This window comes from Pseudomonas putida (genome assembly GCF_028682455.1).
In the GTDB taxonomy this organism is placed as follows: domain Bacteria; phylum Pseudomonadota; class Gammaproteobacteria; order Pseudomonadales; family Pseudomonadaceae; genus Aquipseudomonas; species Aquipseudomonas putida_AA.
This window is the reverse complement of the sequence record NZ_JANHLD010000004.1, coordinates 638,036-658,683: the sequence shown is the minus strand read 5'-3', so window position 1 is coordinate 658,683 and position 20,648 is coordinate 638,036. Positions and strand designations below refer to the sequence as shown.

23 protein-coding genes are annotated in these 20,648 nt (G+C 61.8%); 14 read left to right on the top strand and 9 right to left on the bottom strand.

Annotation, left to right across the window (positions count from 1 at the left end; genetic code table 11):
• The first annotated feature begins 108 nt into the window (after positions 1-108).
• On the top strand, positions 109-945 hold the full coding sequence (locus NPS58_RS26260) for a CvfB family protein (RefSeq protein WP_274118143.1): 837 nt from the start codon (positions 109-111) through the stop codon (positions 943-945).
• Here NPS58_RS26260 and NPS58_RS26255 read toward each other — a convergent pair whose 3' ends face one another.
• Both NPS58_RS26255 and NPS58_RS26250 read right to left on the bottom strand, forming a co-directional pair.
• Positions 946-1,329, bottom strand: coding sequence for a hypothetical protein (locus tag NPS58_RS26255; protein ID WP_274118142.1), 384 nt, complete (start codon positions 1,327-1,329; stop codon positions 946-948).
• Between the two features lie 113 nt (positions 1,330-1,442).
• Positions 1,443-2,948: a right-handed parallel beta-helix repeat-containing protein gene (locus NPS58_RS26250; protein ID WP_337994271.1), complete on the bottom strand. Its 1,506-nt coding sequence runs from the start codon at positions 2,946-2,948 to the stop codon at positions 1,443-1,445.
• Positions 2,949-3,181: 233 nt separating this feature from the next.
• Between NPS58_RS26250 and NPS58_RS26245 the strand changes: the two genes are divergently transcribed.
• The 3 genes from NPS58_RS26245 (at position 3,182) to def (ending at position 5,032) form a co-directional block, all read left to right on the top strand.
• Positions 3,182-3,361 (top strand): CsbD family protein, encoded by a 180-nt coding sequence (locus tag NPS58_RS26245; RefSeq protein WP_274118140.1) that lies wholly within the window; start codon positions 3,182-3,184, stop codon positions 3,359-3,361.
• Positions 3,362-3,516: 155 nt separating this feature from the next.
• Positions 3,517-4,503, top strand: a complete 987-nt coding sequence (locus NPS58_RS26240) for a YihY/virulence factor BrkB family protein (protein WP_274118139.1) — start codon at positions 3,517-3,519, stop codon at positions 4,501-4,503.
• Positions 4,493-5,032 (top strand): peptide deformylase, encoded by a 540-nt coding sequence (def, locus tag NPS58_RS26235; protein WP_274118138.1) that lies wholly within the window; start codon positions 4,493-4,495, stop codon positions 5,030-5,032. Before NPS58_RS26240 ends, def begins: the two co-directional genes overlap by 11 nt.
• Here def and NPS58_RS26230 read toward each other — a convergent pair.
• The gene (locus NPS58_RS26230) at positions 4,984-5,355 is read right to left on the bottom strand and encodes a GNAT family N-acetyltransferase (RefSeq protein WP_274118137.1); all 372 of its coding nucleotides are present in this window, start codon (positions 5,353-5,355) and stop codon (positions 4,984-4,986) included. The genes def and NPS58_RS26230 overlap by 49 nt on opposite strands.
• 366 nt (positions 5,356-5,721) lie before the next feature.
• Between NPS58_RS26230 and NPS58_RS26225 the strand changes: the two genes are divergently transcribed.
• Positions 5,722-5,979, top strand: a complete 258-nt coding sequence (locus NPS58_RS26225; RefSeq protein ID WP_274118136.1) for a DUF2790 domain-containing protein — start codon at positions 5,722-5,724, stop codon at positions 5,977-5,979.
• An 80-nt stretch (positions 5,980-6,059) separates the two neighbouring features.
• Here NPS58_RS26225 and ada read toward each other — a convergent pair whose 3' ends face one another.
• The 3 genes from ada to NPS58_RS26210 form a co-directional block, all read right to left on the bottom strand.
• Complete coding sequence (ada, locus tag NPS58_RS26220) at positions 6,060-7,121, bottom strand: bifunctional DNA-binding transcriptional regulator/O6-methylguanine-DNA methyltransferase Ada (RefSeq protein ID WP_274118135.1); 1,062 nt, start codon at positions 7,119-7,121, stop codon at positions 6,060-6,062.
• 76 nt (positions 7,122-7,197) lie between these two features.
• Complete coding sequence (locus tag NPS58_RS26215) at positions 7,198-7,821, bottom strand: DNA-3-methyladenine glycosylase family protein (protein ID WP_274118134.1); 624 nt, start codon at positions 7,819-7,821, stop codon at positions 7,198-7,200.
• Entirely contained in the window at positions 7,818-9,164 is a 1,347-nt protein-coding gene (locus tag NPS58_RS26210; protein WP_274118133.1) for a PLP-dependent aminotransferase family protein, read from the bottom strand. Before NPS58_RS26210 ends, NPS58_RS26215 begins: the two co-directional genes overlap by 4 nt.
• A gap of 87 nt (positions 9,165-9,251) precedes the next feature.
• Between NPS58_RS26210 and NPS58_RS26205 the strand changes: the two genes are divergently transcribed.
• Together NPS58_RS26205 and NPS58_RS26200 are read left to right on the top strand one after the other, a co-directional pair.
• Complete coding sequence (locus tag NPS58_RS26205) at positions 9,252-10,232, top strand: threonine dehydratase (RefSeq protein WP_274118132.1); 981 nt, start codon at positions 9,252-9,254, stop codon at positions 10,230-10,232.
• A 109-nt stretch (positions 10,233-10,341) separates the two neighbouring features.
• Positions 10,342-10,998, top strand: coding sequence for a LysE family translocator (locus NPS58_RS26200; protein WP_274118131.1), 657 nt, complete (start codon positions 10,342-10,344; stop codon positions 10,996-10,998).
• 198 nt (positions 10,999-11,196) lie between these two features.
• On the opposite strand, the gene NPS58_RS26195 is transcribed toward NPS58_RS26200, so the two are convergent.
• The gene (locus NPS58_RS26195) at positions 11,197-11,985 is read right to left on the bottom strand and encodes a helix-turn-helix transcriptional regulator (protein WP_274118130.1); all 789 of its coding nucleotides are present in this window, start codon (positions 11,983-11,985) and stop codon (positions 11,197-11,199) included.
• Between the two features lie 102 nt (positions 11,986-12,087).
• On the opposite strand from NPS58_RS26195, the gene NPS58_RS26190 reads away from it, so the two are divergent.
• The 5 genes from NPS58_RS26190 to NPS58_RS26170 all read left to right on the top strand — a co-directional run bounded on the left by NPS58_RS26190 (position 12,088) and on the right by NPS58_RS26170 (position 15,292).
• Entirely contained in the window at positions 12,088-12,579 is a 492-nt protein-coding gene (locus NPS58_RS26190) for a GyrI-like domain-containing protein (protein ID WP_274118129.1), read from the top strand.
• Between the two features lie 106 nt (positions 12,580-12,685).
• Positions 12,686-13,120, top strand: coding sequence for a YybH family protein (locus tag NPS58_RS26185; RefSeq protein WP_274118128.1), 435 nt, complete (start codon positions 12,686-12,688; stop codon positions 13,118-13,120).
• An 87-nt stretch (positions 13,121-13,207) separates the two neighbouring features.
• On the top strand, positions 13,208-13,552 hold the full coding sequence (locus NPS58_RS26180; protein ID WP_274118127.1) for a YciI family protein: 345 nt from the start codon (positions 13,208-13,210) through the stop codon (positions 13,550-13,552).
• Between the two features lie 19 nt (positions 13,553-13,571).
• Positions 13,572-14,057 (top strand): SRPBCC family protein, encoded by a 486-nt coding sequence (locus NPS58_RS26175; RefSeq protein ID WP_274118126.1) that lies wholly within the window; start codon positions 13,572-13,574, stop codon positions 14,055-14,057.
• Positions 14,057-15,292, top strand: coding sequence for an RNA polymerase sigma factor (locus tag NPS58_RS26170; RefSeq protein ID WP_274118125.1), 1,236 nt, complete (start codon positions 14,057-14,059; stop codon positions 15,290-15,292). Before NPS58_RS26175 ends, NPS58_RS26170 begins: the two co-directional genes overlap by 1 nt.
• A 3-nt stretch (positions 15,293-15,295) precedes the next feature.
• Here NPS58_RS26170 and NPS58_RS26165 read toward each other — a convergent pair whose 3' ends face one another.
• Both NPS58_RS26165 and NPS58_RS26160 read right to left on the bottom strand, forming a co-directional pair.
• A complete protein-coding gene (locus NPS58_RS26165) occupies positions 15,296-15,766 on the bottom strand; it encodes a MaoC family dehydratase (RefSeq protein WP_274118124.1) in 471 nt (156 codons plus the stop codon).
• Positions 15,767-15,801: 35 nt separating this feature from the next.
• Entirely contained in the window at positions 15,802-16,746 is a 945-nt protein-coding gene (locus tag NPS58_RS26160; protein ID WP_274118123.1) for an alpha/beta hydrolase, read from the bottom strand.
• 203 nt (positions 16,747-16,949) lie between these two features.
• Here NPS58_RS26160 and fadD2 point away from each other — a divergent pair, with 203 nt between their 5' ends.
• Both fadD2 and fadD1 read left to right on the top strand, forming a co-directional pair.
• Positions 16,950-18,638 carry a long-chain-fatty-acid--CoA ligase FadD2 gene (fadD2, locus tag NPS58_RS26155; RefSeq protein ID WP_274118122.1) on the top strand — a complete coding sequence of 563 codons (1,689 nt, stop codon included), beginning with the start codon at positions 16,950-16,952 and terminating at the stop codon, positions 18,636-18,638.
• 298 nt (positions 18,639-18,936) lie between these two features.
• A complete protein-coding gene (fadD1, locus tag NPS58_RS26150) occupies positions 18,937-20,634 on the top strand; it encodes a long-chain-fatty-acid--CoA ligase FadD1 (protein WP_274118121.1) in 1,698 nt (565 codons plus the stop codon).
• The last annotated feature ends 14 nt before the right edge of the window (positions 20,635-20,648 follow it).

Genomic DNA, 20,648 nt, shown 5'->3' with positions numbered 1-20,648 from the left:
CAGCCCGTGGCACCCCGGTTCCTTTTTACCGATGGGCAGCCAACGGAGACCGGGCGGTGGGTGCGGTTCGGGTGTAGAATGCCGGGCTCGCAACGAGGATTTCCGGAAATGGCTTTAGTTGGGCGTTACAACAGTTTGCAAATCGTGAAACACACGGACTTCGGCCTGTACCTGGATGGCGGCGCGGATGGTGAAATCCTTCTGCCCAACCGCTACATCCCCAAGGACACGCCCACCGAGGTCGAAGACTGGCTGAACGTGTTCGTATACCTGGACAGCGAAGACAAGCTGATCGCGACCACCGAGAAGACCAAGCTGCAGGTCGGTGAGTTCGCCAGCCTCAAGGTCAAGGAAATCAACAGTATCGGCATCTTCCTGGACTGGGGCCTGCCCAAGGACCTGCTGATGCCGTACTCCGAGGAAAAGCGCCAGATGCGCCAGGGTGAGTACTGCGTGGTGCATGCCTACCTTGACAAGCGTACGCGCCGGATCACCGCCACTGCGCGCCTGGACCGCTACCTGGACAAGGTGCCGGCCACCTACACGGTAGGCCAGGAGGTCGACCTGCTGGTGGTCGAAGAAACTCCGATGGGCTTCAAGGCGATCATCAACAACAAGCACTGGGGCCTGATTCACAAGAATGAGGTGTTCAAGTTCCTGCGTTCGGGCAAGCAGGAGAAGGGCTACATCAAGGAGATGCGCAGCGACGGCAAGATTGCCTTGAGCCTGCAGCCCATCGGCCAGGACCTGGCCAACAGCCTGCACGACAAGATCCTGGCCAAGCTCAAGGACGCCAACGGCGTGCTGCCGGTCAGCGACAAGAGCGATCCACAGGTGATCAGCGATTTGTTCGGGGTCAGCAAGGGCAACTTCAAGAAGGCCATCGGTGCCTTGTACAAGGATGGCCGTATCGTCATCCACGCCGACCGCATCGAACTGGCCTGATCAGGCCTGGCGAAAGCCTGCAAAGCTCAGGTTTTCGCCGCCCGGACGCAGGTCCTGGAGCAACGAGTCGCGGTCTGCGCTCAGCGCCAGGCTGATGGTGGAGCGCCGCTTGCCGGGGTGGCGCACTTCCATTTTCTCCAGATGGGCTTTCAAGAAGTTCACCGGCACCTTCAAGTGCTGCAGTTCGTCAGTCTCGGGCGTGTGCAGCAGCAGGTTGACCCAGTCGGCCGTGTCTTTTTTCAGCACCAGCTTCACCGGCACATCGAACCACCACAGGCTGCGCTTGGTGTCGAGCACGGCAAACAGGGTGTTGTCGCTGGAAAGTACCGGTCTTTCCAGTTCCTGGTTGCGACGGGCAATGGCGGTGGGTTTGTCGAGTTTCATGCAGGTTCCTACGGGTGACGCTTGAAAGGTCGCCCATTGTGCTGGGATTGGCATGAAACATAAAGCAGCCAAGTGCGCCGCTTGCCCGGTTGGCAAGCGGCGCTCGCCGGGCTTCAGCGGCTGGCATGGCCCGAAGCCCTGGAGAGCGGAAGGCTCAAGGGCGAAGTGGCGCCATCGGCGCGGGTAACGGTGGCGGTAAACGAGCCGAAGGCCGTGCCCTGTTCCAGGTCATAGTCGAATCGGCCCTGTCCCGTGGCGTCGGTCGCAACCATCGTCTGGCCCAGGTAGTGTTCCGCTTCGCGGCCGTCGGCCTGGCGATTGGCGAATACCTCCACCCGCAGCAGGCTGTCCGGTTCGCCGCGCACGGTGCCACTCAACCGATTGCCCTTTTGGCCGGTCAGCTGCGGGGCTGGCTGGCTGTGGTTGGGCATTGGCTGGCAATCCTTGGCCTTGACCTTGTCGCTGCAGATGAGCGCCCGGTTGGTGCCTGACTGGTCGACACCGATACCGCGCGACCCTTCATAAATGGCATGTTCGATGGCCGGTACACCGAAGACGATGGCGCCGGTTTGCTGGTCGGCCCGGCACGCGCCCCCGGCCTGGCAGCGGCGGATGTCCTGGCTGTTGTTCCAGATCTGGTTGGCAGTGAGGCGGTTGCTGGTGGAGGTGGGCTCCGGACGCAAGGCGACGCCGATACGGTTGTCGTGGATCTGGTTGCCGTCGAGGATATTGCCCGCGCCACTGACGCTCACGCCTATGGAATTGCCCGTGAAGGTGTTGGCGCCCAGGTAATTGCGCTGGCCCCAGTTGATCTGCAAACCGTCCGAGTAGTTTTCGAAGCGGTTGCGCACCACGCTGTTGTCGTTGCCCCAGAGAATCTCGATGCCCTGGGACGGCTCCGGGTTGGCCGCGGTGGAGCGGAACAGGTTGTCGGCCACCAGGTTGAAGGCCGCGCCTCGAGTCAGTTCCAGGCCATCACCGTTGTCGATCAACTGGTTGCGCAGCACCTTGTTGTTATTGGTGGTCGTGGCGGTCGGGTTGCCCTGGCCATCGTCGCCGGTGAGCATGATCCCGGCACCGCCCTTGTTGGCGATGATGCGGTTGTCCTGAATGACGTTGTTGCTGGCGCGGTTGACCAGGATGCCGATGCAGAAGTTGCGAACCTCCAGGCCCGAGATATTCACACCGCGGGTATCGCGCAGGACCAGGCCGGGGCCTGTGGTGGTGCGCACGTTGGTACCGAACTGGCCGGCCACCGCGCCAGGGCATGCCTGGGTACCGTCACCGATGATGTAGGCCGAACCGTCAATGGCGATGAATTGGCCCGTACGCGCCCATGCGCTACCTTCAAGGCTCACCGGCCCCTGGATCGGCGGCAATGGCGAAGTCGGTTTGATCACATAGGGTGGCTTGCCCACGGGACGGATCTCGATCCGGTACTGGCCGGGGTTCTGGTTATTGCGCTCGATCGCCCAGCGCAGGCTGCCAGGTTGCTGGTCATCGGCGTAGCGATCTACCACCAGGGTGGTCGACGCCGTTGCCGGTGCGGCGGCAATGGCGGTAATGGGCAGGGTAGACAGGGGCAGCAGCAGGGCTGCCAACAAAGGCATGACACGCATCGTGAAGACTTCCGCAATGAACTGTTGTTTTTATCGCAGCGCTGCACAAGGCCTGCCGCGCTGTTGCGAATTCTAAGGGAAGCCCTTGTCACCCAGCGCCGGGGTGGAGCGAATAAGGGCGGTATTCGCCCGCTGTTTGGCCACCGGGCAAATAATTGAAACTCCTAAACAGGGCCATGGGTCCACTGACTGTCGATTCTGACAGCCCGTTTTTCCCCTTCAGGAGAACTCCCATGAGTGGCACCAAAGATAAAGTCAAAGGGTTGGCCAACGAAGCGGTCGGTAATGTCAAACAAGGTGTTGGCAAAGCCACCGACAATGAGCGCCTGCGCGCCGAAGGCGAGTTGCAGGAGCGCAAGGGTGAAGCCCAGCAAGTGGTGGGCAAGGTCAAGGATGCTGTGAAGAAGCCTTGAGCCGAGTCAGTGCACCAACGCCGCGGCCACCGAAGGTGGCCGTTGTGCTATCTGCAGCAATCAATCGCAACTTGGGTGCGATCGTCGTTTAGACTTTACTGCAGACTTTGATGAGGAGCCTTTTCCATGACCCTCGAACGGCGAAAGGAGACGCTATGATTTTCCCCGACCTGCGCGGCTTGCCCTTGCACCGCGTGCTGGTGCGCACCGTCAAGGAATTTCTCGATGACGAGATGTCCACCTATGCGTCGGCACTGGCCTACCAGATGCTGTTTTCGCTGTTTCCCTTCTTGTTGTTCCTGATCGCACTGATCGGCTTTTTGCACTTGCCCGACTTTTTCTCCTGGTTGCGCCTGCAATCTGAGCTGGTACTGCCGCCCCAGGCGCTGGAGCAGGTCAACCCGGTGATCGACCAGTTGCAGCAATCCAAGGGTGGCTTGCTGTCAGTGGGTATCGTGATCGCCCTGTGGACCGCGTCGGCAGGTGTGCGGCTGATGATGAGCGCAATGAACGCAGCCTACGATGTGGTCGAAGGGCGCCCGGTATGGAAGCGCATACCTTTGTCGATCGTCTACACGGTGGGGATTGCCGGCATGTTGCTGGCGGCGGCGGCGCTGATGGTGCTGGGCCCGCAGGTAATGGAGTGGATCGCTTCGCAGATCGGCATGCAGGAGTTCATCGTCACCTTGTGGACAGTGCTGCGCTGGCCGGCCATCATCATCTTGATGATGGTGGCGGTGGCCCTGATCTATTACGTGATGCCGGATGTGAAACAGGAGTTTCGTTTTATCACCCCGGGCTCGGTACTGGCCGTGGTGGTGTGGATATTGGCGTCATTGGGGTTTGGTTATTACGTCAAGACCTTCGCCGACTACAACGCCATGTATGGCAGTATCGGTGCGATCATTGTGCTGTTGTTGTACTTCTATATCTCTGCCGCTGTGCTGTTGCTCGGGGCGGAAATGAATGCCGTGATCGAGCATATGTCTGCAGAAGGCAAGAACCCAGGTGAGAAAGAGGCCGGTGAAGACGTCCATGAACATGATAAAAAGCATGTTTCCGGATTGGGTCGCGATCACTCCCTCGACCACCCGGCCACGCCCGAGGGCGAACCCTTGAGTCGAACTTCCCATGATTCGTGACATTCTGAAAATGGGCGATGAGCGCTTGCTGCGCATTGCCCCGCCAGTGCCTGCGCAACTGATCGGCAGCGCCGAACTCGACCAATTGATTGCCGACATGTTCGAGACCATGCGCCATGTGGGCGGCGTTGGCCTGGCTGCACCACAGATCGGGGTCGACCTGCAACTGGTGATCTTCGGCTTCGAGCGCAGCGAACGCTATCCCGATGCCGAGCCTGTGCCACAGACGATCCTGCTCAATCCGGTCATCACTGCGCTGGGTACCGAAGTGGAAGATGGCTGGGAAGGGTGCCTTTCAGTGCCGGGCCTGCGCGGTGTAGTACCGCGTTACCGACGCATCCGCTATGAAGGGATCGACCCGCAGGGCCAGGTGATCGACCGCCTGGCCGAAGGCTTTCACGCCCGGGTCGTGCAGCATGAGTGCGATCACTTGATCGGACGGCTGTACCCCTCGCGTATCCATGACTTCAACAAGTTCGGCTACACCGAGGTGCTATTCCCGGGCCTGGACCCTGCCAGCGACGACTGAGGGCGAGTCATCGCCAGCAACGGCTTGCTGCGCTGGTAGCGCAGCAGCCGCTCGGCCAGCGCTGCCGGCAACTGTTCACTGGTTTCGAAGCCCAGGCGCTGGTAGAAGGGCCGCAGCTGCGGATGGCAGAACAGCCACACCGATCCTTCGCACCCTTGCAGCGCCGCTTCCAGCAGGTGGCGGGCGACTTGTTGCCCGCGCCAGGGCAGGGCCACCCACAGGCCGGTCAACCAGTGGCCTCCCGACACCGGGCTCAGGCACAGGGCGGCGACAATGTCATCGGCGCGAGCGACCCAGAGCTGCCCATCAGTGGCTGCGCGCATGGGCGAATGCTGGCTTTTATAGAATTTGTTGAGCAGCGGCCGTTCGGGTCCGGTCAGCGGACAGTAGCGTAGGGAGGGCACCGAAATCTCCTGCGGGGGCTCTGGTCCGGGCTTTTACACCGATACAGGCAGCGTGTCGAGTGGAGCAGGTCGCAGGTATTGTTACTGTTCTGGTAACAGTGATTGTCCGCGCTAGGGCTTAAAGCCATCAACCCAAGTTGTAAACTATGCCTGTCCCACGCAGAACATAAACAGTGGGATCGGTACTTCGTGTTATGTCTCGTGTGTTCGATATAACAACTTCTCCGCGCCCCTGTTGGCCAATGAAGTCAATCGATTAGTTTGATTGCTTTGCAGGCTTATATTATGAAAAGTTTACTGGTACTTGCCCTCGTTAGTGTATCTTCCTTTGCCATGGCCGATGAAATCAACACTGCGGCGGCGCAACCTGCTGTCGAACAGTATGACTACACTCAGAACCTGGATATCGCCAAAGTCATCAGCCTGTCGACTATTCCCAATGTTTGCGAAGTAGTGCCGGCTACCATGACTTATGAAGACCACCAAGGTCAGCGCCACACGATTGAATACCGCGCCATGGGCAATGGTTGCAGCAACGGTTGACCAACCGTTGTTGTCGAGTGTTTGCTGAATACCGCTTTATTGTCGAAACCGTCTGGAATGTCGATCCCTGACTCTGTCGTCTACGGTGCCTCGCGCTCCAGCAATTGACGCTTGCGTTCTACCCCCCAGCGATAGCCCGACAAGTTGCCGTCACTGCGCACCACCCGGTGGCAGGGAATGGCAACGGCCAGGCTGTTGGCGGCGCAGGCCTGGGCCACGGCGCGAACGGCCTTGGGGGCACCAATCAGCTGGGCAATCTCGGCGTAGCTGGCGGTAGTGCCCGCAGGAATCGTCCGCAATGCCTGCCATACCCGCTCCTGGAAGGCCGTGCCGCGCAAGTCGAGCGGCAAGTCCAGGCCAATGCCAGGCGACTCGATCAAACCCACCACCCTGGCCACCAGGGTTTCGAACGTGGCATCACCGCCTAGCAGGTTGGCCTTGGGGAACTTGTCCTGGAGGTCCTGCAGCAGTGCTTGCGGATCATCACCCAGCAGGATCGCGCAGATCCCTCGTTCACTCTGCGCCACCAATATCGCCCCCAATGAACATTGGCCGATGGCAAAACGGATGTCGGTATTGGCGCCGCCATCGCGGAAAGCCCCCGGTGTCATGCCCAGGCGCGCATTGCTGGACTCGTAGAAACGACTGTTGGAGTTGAACCCGGCTTCGTACAGGGCATCGGTGATGGTCGAAGCCTGATGCAGATGCTTACGCACTTTGCCAGCACGATGGGCCGAGGCGTAGGCCTTGGGCGTGACCCCGGTGACGGCCTTGAACACCCGGTGGAAATGAAACGGACTCATGTCCAGTTGCTCGGCCAACTGATTGAGGCTGGGCGCCGACTCGGCGCTTTCAATCAACTGGCAGGCGCGGGTGACCTGGGTACGGTGTTGTTCGGCGAGGTGTGTCCGATCGCTGGCGCGGCGCTTGCTCGCACGGTAGCCGGCCGCTTCGGCTTGGGCCGGCGTTGCGAAGAACTCGACGTTCTCGATGCGTGGCAGTCGCGAGGCACTGCTGGGCCGGCAGTACACACCCGTGGTGCGCACCGCGTAGACAAAGTCCCGGTCGGCCGCCGGGTCGCGCGCGAGCATGGCTTGCCAACGGGGGTCGGATTCGCTGATACGGGGTTTGCCCTGGCTCATGCCGATAATCTCTTGATGAGGGTCGATACGTTCAGGTTAGAGCGGACCAGGGTTGGAAAAACTCCGGGTCTTGCGTTCAAACTCGTGGGTTCGGCACACGCCACAGGTACCAGGCGGCGACCGTGCGATAAGGGCGCCAGGCCTGGCCGAGCTCGATCATCTGCCGGCGCTTGGGCTGCGTTTCGAGCCCCTGCAGACGACGGTAGCCCTCGCGCACGCCGAAGTCGTCGGCCGGCAGGATGTCCATGCGCTCCAGGGTATAGATCAACAGCATCTCCACCGTCCAGCGACCGACGCCGCGCAGGCTGACCAGCCGTTCGATCAGTTGTTCATCGTCCAGCATCAGGGCCTGGTCATGGTCCGGAACCACCCTCTCGAGCCTAGCCTGGGCAATGCCCTGGATAGTCGCCAGCTTGTTGGCGGAAAAGCCGCAGGCCCGCAGTTGTTCCGGTGTCGTTGCCAGCACCTGTTCGGGGCTGGGGAACTCGCAGCCTGGATACAGCGCCATGAACCTGCCCAGAATCGCATCGCCCGCTTTGACATGCAGCTGTTGATAGGCGATGGCCCGCACCAGCGCCTGGTAAGGGTCGCGGTGTGGCAGCGGCTTGTGCTGGCAGGGGCCGATTGCACTGACGTGCGCGGCCCAGCGGGAGTCAAGGGCGGCGAGAAAGTCCTCGGCCTGGCGATAGAAGCTACTCATTGCGTCTCCATGGCCTGCGCCACGCGTTCAAGGCCCTGTTTGAGTTCAGCGCGACTACTGGCCGCCGACAGGCTGATGCGAATGGCCGGCAGGTCGCTCTGTTTTACCGCAAACACTTCAGCTGGCACCACCTCCACGGCGTTGGCCCTGCAGCGTTGCACCAGCGTCTGTGCCGGTAGCGGGCAGTTCACCCAGATATGCGGTGAAGGGTGCTGGCTATAGAGCCGCTCACTGCCGAGGATTTTGCGTGCCAGGCGCCAGCGCTGTTCCATCTCTTCGCGTTGCCAGGCCAGTCGTCGCGCGGTCGTGCCATCGGCGATCCAGCGACAGGCGATCTGCAGGTTGAGCGGGGAAACCTGCCAATGGGTTGCCCGTGCGTGGGGATCGACCTTGGCCAGCAGCTGCGGGGCGGCGACGATCCAGCCCAGGCGCAAACCCGCACCCACTGTCTTGGACAGGCTGCTGACCAGTACCCCCTGCTGGTCGAGCAGCGACCACAGCGGCGGCTGGTCGGTCAAAGCGCCATACACATCATCTTCGATCAGCAGCAAGCCGTGGCGACGTACCACCTGGGCAACGGCTTGCTGGCGTGCAGGCCCCATGCAGGCACCCGTGGGGTTCTGCAGGCTGGGGGTGAGCACCAGCACCCGGGCGCCGGTGGCGCGCGCGACGCGGTCCAGATCGTCCGCGAGAATGCCTTGGTGGTCCATCGCCACACCGTGCAGTGGCAGGCGCAACTGACGGCAGGCGGCCTTGATGCCGGGTGCGGTCAGGGCTTCGACCAACACCGGCTCGCCCGCCTGGCACAGCGACAGCAGCAGGCTGAACAGCCCTTGCTGGGCACCGCCGCACAACAGCAGTTGGCTGGCGTTCAATTGCAGGCCTCGATTGGCCAGCCAGGCGGCGCCTTGCACCCGGGCCAGCAGTAGCGCTTCGGCGCTCAGGTAATGATCGAGGCTGCGCACCTCGCCGTCGCGCAGCAAGGCTTGCAGGGTGCGCTCGATGTCGTGGTTATCGGGGTCGCTTACCGGGATATTGGTCGACAGGTCGATCAGGCCGGGTTGCAGGTGTCGCTGCTTGAGGTGGAACAGCGTGGCTTCCTTGCTGCCGGCCAGCACATAGGTGCCGCGCCCCACCTCGCCACTGACCAGGTGGCGGGCAGCGGCTTCCCGGTAGGCCTGCTGGGTGGTGCTGGGGTTGAGCCCCAGGTTCCAGGCCAGGCGCCGCTGGGGCGGCAGGCGTTCGCCGATCTTCAGCTCGCCGCTCTCGATGGCAGCGGCAATGGCATCGACCAGCGCCAGGTAGCGCGGCTGGTCGTTGTCGGGCAGGGTAGGGGTCCACATTTATTGTTGGCCATGCAATATAGGGTTTGGCCCATACAATGCGCCGAGGCTAGGATCAGGTCAAACCCACTGCTACCGAGGTGTTCCATGTTCGACCTGCCTGCCTTGCGTGAAGCTGCCCGTCTGGTCCATGCCAGTGTACCCGCCACCCCCCAATACGCCTGGCCACGCCTGGCCGAGCGATTGGGTTGCCAGGTGTGGGTCAAGCATGAGAACCATGCACCTACCGGTGCCTTCAAGGTGCGCGGCGGCTTGCTCTACGTGCAGTGGCTGCTGGTGCAAAAGCCAGGCGTTCGCGGGCTGGTCACCGCCACGCGAGGCAATCACGGGCAGAGCATGGCCCTGGCGGCGCGCAATGCCGGACTACCCATCATCATCGTCGTGCCCGAGGGCAACTCGCGGGAAAAGAACGCGGCAATGCGAGCCCTGGGGGCGGAGTTGATCGAACACGGTGCCGATTTCGACCAGTCCCGTGAAGAGGCGGCACGCCAGGCCCAGCAGCATGGTTATGAAATGGTGCCCTCCTTCCACCCGCAGTTGGTCCGCGGGGTGGCCACCTATGCACTGGAACTGTTCGACGCCGTCCACGACCTGGATTGCGTATACGTGCCCATAGGCATGGGCTCGGGTATCTGCGGCCTGATCCAGGCCCGCAACCTTCTGGGCCTGCGCACCGAAATCGTCGGCGTGGTCTCGACCGAAGCCGATGCCTTTGCCCAGAGTTTCGAGCAGGGCCGCATCGTCACCACGGCGACGGCCAACACCTTCGCCGACGGCATGGCCTGCCGGATGCCGGTGCCCGAAGCCTTCGACATTGTCCGTGAACACGCGGCGCGCATCATGAGGGTCAGCGATGACGAAGTCGCCCAGGCCATGCGCATCTACCACGAAGACACCCACAACACCGCCGAAGGTGCCGGTGCCGCAGGCCTGGCGGCGCTGATTCAGGAGCGTGAGCACCAGCGCGGGCGCAAGGTGGCGGTGATTCTCAGTGGCGCCAATGTCGATAGAGAGCGGTATGCGCAGGTGTTGGGGGCGACTGATAACTCAGTTGCAGGCAGCGTTTGATTTGGCGCTGGACGACTATCTGGCTTTGACAGGGCAATTTCTTCCAATACAGCCAAGGCCATTCCCGCTTTAATGGCGCCTGCCTTCAACGCTGTTTCCGGAATCCACGATGCCCTTCTCCAACGGTTTTCTCCTGAGTCTTTCCCTTTGCCTGGACATCGGCATCGCCAACATCGCCATGATCACCCTGGCCATGCAGCGCGGTTTTCTGCAGGGCTTCTGGCTGGGGCTGGGGACCTGCGTGGGCGACCTGGTGTATGCCGTGGCGGCATTGGCGGGGATGACCGTGCTGCTGCAGTTCGAGACCGTACGCTGGGTGTTGTGGCTGGGTGGTTCGGTGCTATTGGTGTGGTTTGCCGTCAAGATGCTGCTGGCGGCCTGGCGCGGGGAGGGCCATGTGCAGGAGGGCGAGGTGGTGATGGAGTCGGCCTGGCGCGAGTTCGTCCGTGGAATTGTCCTGGCCATGTCTTCGCCCAGCGCGATTCTCTGGTTTGCCGCGGTGGGAGGCGTGCTGATCTCCCGCTCCGGCGGCGGCAGCCTGATGGACGCCGGGCTGTTTCTGTCCGGCTTTTTTGCCGCTGGATTGCTCTGGTGCCTGTCGCTGTGCCTGATCGCGAGCCACGGCGGGCGGCTGTTGGGTGACCGGCTGCTGACCTGGTCGTATCTGCTTTCGGCGGCGATTTTCTGCTACTTCGCCGTTTACGTGATTGCCTCTGGCTACCGCGAATTCATCCTCGCCGTGCCCGCTGCCACAGCGGGTCTATAATCAGTCGGGGCACCCGTGCGCAGGTGCCGTCCGGCCGGAGGATCTTCAAAATGAAAGGTCTGGATGCAAAAAAAATGGCCAAGAAAAAGCCACTGAAAACCGCGGATGAAAAGCGTGCCGCCAAACGGGCCAAACGCTCGGCAGCCAGCGGTTTTCTTCCTTGAAACACTCCAGGAGCCCCGAAAGGGGCTCTTTTGTTCAGGGGCGCCGGAACGTGGCCGAGTACGCTGTCGGAGTGATGCCCATTACCCGGCCGAACGCATTGATGAAATGACTCTGATCATAAAAGCCCAGCCCCAGCGCCACGTCCCTGGGGTGCGCGCCTGTACGCAGGCGCCTGCGCGCTTCGATCAGGCGCAGTTGCATGTGGTACTGCAGCGGCCCCAAGCCCATCGCTTTCTTGAAGCAGCGCACGAAGTGAAATTTGCTCAGGCCCGCCGCTCGCGCCAGTTGCTCGAGCGTCAGGCGTTGATCAAGGTGGGTGCGCATCAGCGTCACGCTGTGCTCGATGGCAGGGGCCTGTTCACCCTTGGCCGAGGCGGGCTGTTCGAACAGTTCGGCCAGCAACTGCCATAAGGCGGCTTCTTGTTCGGCCACTGTCGCAGCGCCGGCGAAGTCGATGATCGAGCGGTACAGCGCAGGCTGTTGCAACACCCCTTGCTCGAAGGTAGGACAGCCGTGCCCCGGTCCGAGATCGTGCTCGCGCATCGTGCGCTGCAGCGCGTTGATGTCCAGGTGCAGGCTGATGTATTCGACGCCTTGCGGACCGAACGTCGAGGCCTGCACCGCCAATGGGTTGTACAGGGTCACGGCGCCGGGCGGCACCTCCAGGTGCTTGCCGTCGAGCCAGATCTGCTCGTGCCCCGCAAGGTTCGCGCCCAGCACCAGCTCATCATGGGTGTGGCGCGCAAAGCAGGCAGCACGGGCGCGCACCCATGACGATTCGACCAGGCCGCAGGCGTGCAGGGGTTCTGCGATCAGTGTCATGGGTCGATTTCGCATAGGCGTAAATGCGACTACGCTAGCGGACGACCCTGCTGCCCTGCAATGCCCGGGCAGTCCAACGATTCATTGACGCAGGCAAACCGCATGTCCACCCCGAATCAGATTGCAATCGAACCCGCGCGTTTCGAAGAGGGCCAGGCCCTTGTCATCGCAGGGCTGGGCGGGCGATTCACCCCGGCCACGACCCACGACATTCCCGCACTGTGGCAGCGCTTGGAGCCCTATATCGGGCGGGTGGTCGGGCAGGTTGGCGCATACACCTACGGCGTGTGTTGCAACGCCGACGGCAAAGGCAGTTTCGATTACATCGCCGGCGTGCAGGTGGCGGACGCCGAGGTGTTGCCCGCCGATTTCCAGCAGGTCGAACTCAAGCCCCACCGCTATGCGGTGTTCGAGCACCACGGCAGTCTCGAGAACCTCAAGGCAACGTTCCAGGCCATCTGGAACGACTGGTTGCCCACCTCGGGCGAACGGGTTGCCCAGGCGCCGGAATTCGAGCGCTACGGCAAGGACTTCGATCCGTTCGACCGTCGCAGCGTGATGGAAATCTGGTTGCCGCTGGAGCGGCGAATCTGAAAAAAATGGGCCGGCGCTGTCGATTCCTCGCGGCCTGGTTCGACCATCTGTGAACGCGCCGATTGGTTCGGCGCCTGACACCTGTCGAATCGCAGAGGACACGACCATGAACAATGCCGCCGAAACCGAGATCCGCCAGCTGATCGAACACTGGATCCCCGCCGTCCGTGCCCGGGACATTCCTGCCATCACCGCCCCTTACGCCGACGATATCGTTGCCTTCGATGCCGTCAAGGAACTGCAGTTCAAGGGCAAGGCCGCCTACCAGGCCCACTGGCAAGCCTGCATGGAGCATTGCCCGGGCGAAATGGTCTTCGAGATGGAGCAACTGCAGATCCATGCCACCCCGGAACTGGGGTTCGCGCACTGGCTCAATCGCTGCGGTCCGGGTGGCGACGAGGGCGGGGAGGATAAGAGCTGCTACATGCGCGTGACCGTCGGCTACAAGCGTATCGGCGGGCAGTGGAAGGTGATTCACGAGCACTGGTCGGCGCCGTTCGACATGGAGACCGGTGCGGCCCTGTTCTCGCTCAAGCCTTGACCTGAAAACGCCGACGGTTATGCCAAATCGCGCTTTCTCCGGGAGCGCGGTGTGCCGCCATAGTGTGCATCTGCTGTGGAGACGATGATGAAATACCTTTGCCTGGTCTACTGTGAAGAAGGCCTGCTGCACAGCCTGCCCGACAGCCCCGCCGATGCCGAGTGCATGGCGTACGCCGAGTCGATCCAGGGCAGCGGGCGGATGCTGGCCGCCGAAGCGCTCAAGCCTGTGCAGACGGCCACCACGGTGCGTATGCGCGGTGGCCACATGAGCCTCACCGACGGGCCTTTCGCCGAGACCAAGGAGCAACTGGCCGGCTTCTACCTGGTCGATGCCCGCGACCTGAACGAAGCGTTGAATATTGCCAAGGGAATTCCTGCCGCCCGGGTCGGCAGTGTCGAGGTGAGGCCGATCCGCGAGCTACAACCCTGAAACGAAGGAGAACAACAATATGAGCCTTCACCCTCCAGGCGCAGCGCAGTACGAGCTGTCCCTCTCCCGTCTTATCGACGCCCCCCGTCGCAAGGTGTTCCAGGCATGGACCGATCCTGAACTGCTTGCGCGCTGGTGGGGCCCCAACGGCATGACCACGCCCTTGTGCGAGATGCAGTTGTGGGTCGGAGGGTTGTTTCGCACGGTGATGCAAGCGCCGGATGGCACCGAATACCCGAACCAGGGTGTGTTCCTGGAAATCGTCACCCCCGAGCGCATTGTCTTCACCGATGCCTTCGGGCCGGGCTGGGTACCGTCGAACAAGGCATTCATGACGGCGGTGGTGACCTTCGAGGACGTGCAGGGCAAGACCCAGTACACCGCCCGCGCCTGGCACTGGAACGCCGCAGATTGCCTGGCCCATGAGGAAATGGGTTTTCATCGCGGCTGGGGTGAAAGCCTGGACCGGCTGGTGACGCTGGTGACCACCCAGATGCCGGACTGATGGCGACGCAGGCTTTGGTGCGGACCGAGGTCGAGTCGGTCTACAAGCGCGAGTCGCGGCGCATCCTGGCAACCCTGATTCGCTTGCTGGGGGATTTCGACCTGGCCGAGGAGGCCATGCACGAAGCGTTTTTCGTGGCGGTCGAGCGTTGGCAGCGCGATGGCATCCCGGCCAACCCCCGTGCCTGGCTGGTGTCCACCGGGCGCTTCAAGGCCATCGACGGGTTGCGTCGACGTGCGCGTTTCGACCGCTCCCAGGCGAAGCTGATGATGGCCCTGGAGGTGCTGGAGGAGGAGCAGGTGGATGTCGAGGAGCTGGAAGACGATCGCCTTCGTCTGATTTTCACCTGTTGCCACCCGGCATTGGCCGCCGATGCCCAGGTGCCGCTCACCTTGCGAGAAGTCTGCGACTTGACCACCGAGGAAATCGCCCGGGCCTTCCTGCAGAGCCCGGCCACCATCGCCCAGCGCATCGTGCGGGCCAAGGCCAAGATCCGCGATGCGAAAATCCCCTACCAGGTGCCCTCGCTGGCCGAGCTGCCCGAGCGACTCGACAGCGTGTTGCGGGTGATTTACCTGGTCTTCAACGAAGGCTACTCCGCGTCTTCGGGCGACAACCTGATGCGCAACGATCTCAGCGACGAAGCGATCCGCCTGGGGCGGCTGCTGCAGCAATTGCTGCCCGATCCGGAGGTGCTGGGGTTGCTGGCCTTGATGCTGCTGCAGGCCTCGCGGCAGGCGGCGCGCAGCGATGAGCACGGCGAGTTGGTTGTGCTCGATGAGCAGGACCGCGGTTTGTGGAACCGTGAATTGATCGCCGAGGGCAGCCAGTTGGTGCAGCAGGCACTGCGCAGCCAGCAGTTCGGGGTCTACAGCCTGCAGGCGGCGATTGCTGCCGTGCACGCCGAAGCAGCCAGTGCCGATGAGACGGACTGGGAAGAGATTGTCGGCTTATACGATGTGCTGCTGCAGGGATGGCCGTCGCCGGTGGTGGAACTCAACCGTGCTGCGGCCCTGGCGCGACGCGACGGCCCCGAGGTGGGGCTGGCGGCGGTGGAGGCCATTCTGGCCCGCGGCCAGTTGCAGGATTATCACCTGGCCCATGCCGCCCGGGCGGAACTGTGTCGGCAACTGGGGCGGCTGGAACAGGCGCGCGAGGCGTACCAGACCGCACTGGGCCTGACCTTGCAAGGCGCCGAGCGGCGCTTTATCGAGCGCCGCCTGAACGAGCTGTGAACCTCAGCCGATGCTGATCGGCGGCGGGCTTACCAGGTCGACGGTCTGCTGCTTGCGTGGGGCGAGGATCTGCGCTTCGCCATCGACAACCAGCTCTTCGTTCTGGTTGAACACGCGGGTGGCGATGCGCACTTTGAACTTGGGCAGTTTCTCTAGGATTTCCAGGCGCACGGTCAGGGTGTCGCCAATCTTGACCGGCTTCTGGAAGGTCATCTGCTGACCCAGGTAGATGGTGCCAGGGCCGGGCAGCTCGCAAGCCACGGCGGCGCTGATCAGCGCACCACTGAACATGCCGTGGGCGATGCGCTCCTTGAACATGCTCTTGGCGGCGAACTCGGCGTCCAGGTGGACCGGGTTGTGGTCACCGGACATGGCTGCGAACAGCTGGATGTCACGTTCTTCGACGGTCTTGCTGAAACTGGCGGTCTGGCCGATTTCGAGGGCTTCGTAAGGCGTGTTGGTGACCTGGGTCATCGTCAGGGTTCCTGCATCTGGAAACGAGGTGGCCGTCATTCGCTGCGGGCAGGGCGGCCAAGGGCCAACGCCTGCTCCAGCCAGTCGATGATCGCGGCCGTGACCTCGTCACGGTTGGTTTCATTGAGCAGTTCATGCCGTGCCTTGGGGTACAGCTGCAACTGGACATGCTGGTTGCCGGCCAGGCGCAAGGCACCGGCCAGATCCTTCAGACGCTTGCCGGCACTGACCGGATCACATTCGCCGCCCATTACCAGAATGGGCAGGTTCGGATCGATCTGTTCGAGGTTGGCCGGCTGGCTGATTTGTTCCAGGCCCATCAACAAATCGACCCACAGCCGGTTGGTGCAGCGAAAGCCGCACAGTGGGTCGGTCACGTAGCGGTCAACCTCCACGTTATCGCGGCTGAGCCAGTCGAAGGCCGTGCGGTTGGGCTTGAAGGCCTTGTTGAACGAACCGAACGACAGCCACTCGATCAGTGCGCTGTGCCCCAAGGGGCCCTGGCGCCAGGCTTCGAAGCGGGCAATCAGGCAGGCGCTTCGGTACAACGCCGGCGGCTGGAAATTGGAGCCACTGAGAATGGCTCCTTGCAGGCTGGCGCCGTGGTGCATCAGGTAGGCCTGGGCAATGTAGCTGCCCATGCTGTGGCCGAAGATGAACACCGGCGTACCCGGATACTGCTGGCCGATGTGCTGGCTGAGCAGGCCCAGGTCGTTGACCACCGCGTTCCAGCCCTTGTGCGCGGCGAACAGGCCCAGGGTGCCGAGCTCGGCGGTGCGGCCATGGCCGCGTTGGTCGTGGGCGATCAGGGCAAAGCCTGCAGCACTCAAGGCCTCGCCCAGGCGCTGGTAGCGCCCTGCATGCTCGGCCATGCCATGGGCCAGCAACACCACCGCCTTGATGGGCGTGCTCGGCAGCCATTGATAGACATACAGGCTGCAGTGGTCGCTGGCCGGTAGCCAGAACGCGTCGTGATGCATGGCGAGTCCTTGTGCACGCTGGGGTGAGCACAGTGTATAACCCAGGCGCAGAATTGCAGGGCGTCTACCCGCAAGATTCACAATGTTAATGACGGCCCTTGGCATATTTGCCACCTGCGTCATACCTGCTACCGTCGGCAAAGCACCTTCTTCGCCACGCAGGCAAGGGGGCCGGAGCGGCTCAGGTATGAGGACAAGAATAAATGCAAGCTGATTTCTGGAATGACAAGCGCCCCGAAGGCGTTCCTTCGCACATTGACATGAATGCTTACAAGTCTGTGGTCGAAGTGTTCGAACGCTCCTGCAAGAAGTTTGCTGATCGCCCTGCGTTCAGCAACCTGGGGGTGACCCTGACCTACGCCGAACTGGACCGTCACTCCGCGGCCTTCGCCGCCTACCTGCAGCAGCACACCGACCTGGTGCCGGGCGATCGCATTGCCGTGCAGATGCCCAACGTGCTGCAGTATCCCATCGCTGTGTTCGGCGCCTTGCGCGCCGGCCTGATCGTGGTCAACACCAATCCGCTCTATACCGCCCGCGAGATGCGCCACCAGTTCAAGGACTCCGGGGCACGCGCGCTGGTGTACCTGAACATGTTCGGCAAGCTGGTGCAGGAAGTGCTGCCCGACACCGGCATCGAATTCCTGATCGAAGCGAAGATGGGCGACATGCTGCCGACCGCAAAGGGCTGGCTGGTCAACACTATCGTTGCCAAGGTCAAGAAGATGGTGCCCGACTTCCACCTGCCCCAGGCCGTGCCATTCAAGGCTGCCTTGAGCCAGGGCCGCGGCCTGGTGCCCAAGCCGGTGGCCCTGAACCTCGACGACACCGCCGTGTTGCAATACACCGGTGGCACCACGGGCCTGGCCAAGGGGGCCATGCTCACCCACGGCAACCTGGTGGCCAACATGCTCCAGGTCCTGGCCTGTTTCTCCCAGCACGGCCCGGATGGCCAGCGGATGATCAAGGAAGGCCAGGAGGTCATGATCGCACCGTTGCCGCTCTATCATATCTATGCTTTCACCGCGAATTGCATGTGCATGATGGTCACTGGCAACCACAACGTGCTGATCACCAACCCGAGGGACATCGGCGGCTTCATCAAGGAGCTGAAAAAGTGGAAGTTCTCCGGGTTGCTCGGGCTCAACACCTTGTTCGTGGCGCTGATGAACCACGCCGAGTTCAAGAACCTGGATTTCTCTGCCCTCAAAGTCACCAACTCGGGCGGTACCGCGCTGGTCAAGGCCACGGCCGAGCGCTGGGAAAGCATCACCGGGTGCCGCATTGTCGAAGGCTACGGCCTGACGGAAACCTCGCCGGTGGCCAGCACCAACCCCTACGGCCAGTTGGCACGCCTGGGGACGGTCGGCATCCCGGTGCCGGGCACGGCGTTCAAGGTGATCGACGATGAGGGCAACGAGCAGCCGATGGGCGAGCGCGGCGAGCTGTGCATCAAGGGGCCGCAGGTGATGAAGGGCTACTGGCAGCACCCGCAGGCCACGGCCGAAGCTCTGGACAGCGAAGGCTGGTTCAAGACCGGCGACATTGCCGTAATCGACCCCGATGGCTTCACCCGGATCGTCGATCGCAAGAAAGACATGATCATCGTCTCGGGTTTCAACGTGTACCCGAACGAAATCGAAGAGGTGGTCATGAGCCATCCGAAGGTGGCCAACTGCGCGGTGATCGGCATCCCTGACGATCGTTCCGGCGAGGCCGTGAAACTGTTCGTGGTACCGCGTGAAGGCGGCGTGAGCCTTGAAGAACTGAAGACCTATTGCAAGGCCAACTTCACCGGCTACAAGGTACCCAAGCACATCGTGCTGCGTGACTCCTTGCCGATGACGGCAGTGGGCAAGATCCTGCGCCGCGAGCTTCGCGACATAGCCTGACGACAAACGGCAGGAGCGGGCTTGCCCCGCGATGAGGCCCGTAAATGGGCGCATCGCGGGGCAAGCCCGCTCCTGCGATTTCAGTTGTTTAGGTTTTTTACTCTAAAAATGACCACTGATTGATCAAGAGTCATTTTTGTGACTGTGCGGGCTGCTTTAGCTCTAGGCGACCCTTGGCAAAGCTGCTAATCTCGGCCCGCTTCCGATTATCAGGTTTGCAATAAACCGTAATCTTATATCAATAATAATCGCATCGACTGCGGTGAAGAATTCGCTGTTGCTGAAGGAGTGGGCTTCCATGATCGAAAATTTTTGGAAGGATAAGTACCCAGCCGGGGTTGCGACGCAAATCAATCCCGATGAGTACCCGAATATCCAGGCAGTATTGAAACAGTCCTGCCAACGCTTTGCTGATAAACCCGCCTTTAGCAACCTGGGCAAAACCCTCACCTACGGCGAACTGTATGAGTTGTCGGGGGCCTTTGCCGCCTACCTGCAGCAACATACCGACCTGCAGCCCGGTGATCGTATCGCCGTGCAACTGCCCAACGTGCTGCAATACCCGGTAGCTGTGTTCGGCGCTCTGCGTGCGGGCCTGATCGTGGTCAACACCAACCCGTTGTACACCGCTCGGGAATTGGAACACCAGTTCAACGATTCCGGCGCCAAGGCGCTGGTGTGTCTGGCCAACATGGCGCACCTGGCCGAGAAGGTGGTGCCCAAGTCCCAGATCAAGCACGTTATTGTCACCGAAGTGGCCGATATGCTGCCACCGGTAAAACGCCTGTTGATCAACAGCGTGATCAAGTACGTGAAGAAAATGGTGCCGGCCTACCACCTGCCCAAGGCCATCAAGTTCAATGATGCGCTGAGCAAAGGCGCCGGCCAGCCGGTCAAGGAAGCCAACCCCGACAGTAACGACGTGGCTGTGTTGCAGTACACCGGCGGCACTACCGGGGTGGCCAAGGGCGCCATGCTTACCCACCGCAACCTGGTGGCCAATATGCTGCAGTGCCGGGCGCTGATGGGCTCGAACCTCAATGAAGGTTGCGAGATCGTGATCACGCCGCTGCCGCTGTATCACATCTACGCCTTCACCTTTCACTGCATGGCGATGATGCTGATCGGCAACCACAACATCCTGATCAGCAATCCGCGCGACTTGCCGGCAATGGTCAAGGAACTGTCGAAGTGGAAGTTCAGCGGCTTTGTGGGCTTGAACACCTTGTTCGTTGCCCTGTGCAACAACGAAACCTTCCGCAAGCTCGACTTCTCGGCACTGAAAATCACCCTGTCCGGCGGCATGGCCCTGCAGATGAGCGTGGCCGAACGCTGGAAGGCGGTCACCGGTTGCGCCATCTGCGAAGGCTACGGTATGACCGAAACCAGCCCGGTGGCGGCGGTCAACCCGGCCGAGCAAAACCAGATCGGGACCATCGGCATTCCGGTGCCTTCGACCCTCTGCAAGATCATCGACGACGCCGGCAGCGAGTTGCCGCTGGGTGAAGTCGGCGAGCTGTGCGTCAAGGGCCCGCAGGTGATGAAAGGCTACTGGCAGCGCCAGGACGCCACCAACGAGATCCTCGACAGCGAAGGCTGGCTCAAGACCGGCGACATCGCGCTGATCCAGCCGGACGGCTACATGCGCATCGTCGACCGCAAGAAAGACATGATTCTGGTCTCCGGTTTCAACGTCTATCCCAACGAGCTCGAAGATGTGCTGGCGGCATTGCCGGGCGTGCTGCAATGCGCGGCCATCGGTGTTCCGGACGAGAAATCCGGTGAAGTGATCAAGATATTCATCGTTGCACGGCCAGGGGTGACCCTGACCAAGGAGCAGGTGATGGAGCACATGCGTGCCAACGTCACCGGCTACAAGGTGCCGCGTTTCGTCGAGTTCCGCGACGCGCTGCCGACCACCAACGTTGGCAAGATCCTGCGTCGCGAGCTGCGCGATGAAGAGCTGAAGAAGCTGGGCTTGAAGAAGATCGCCTGATCACTTCTTGAATG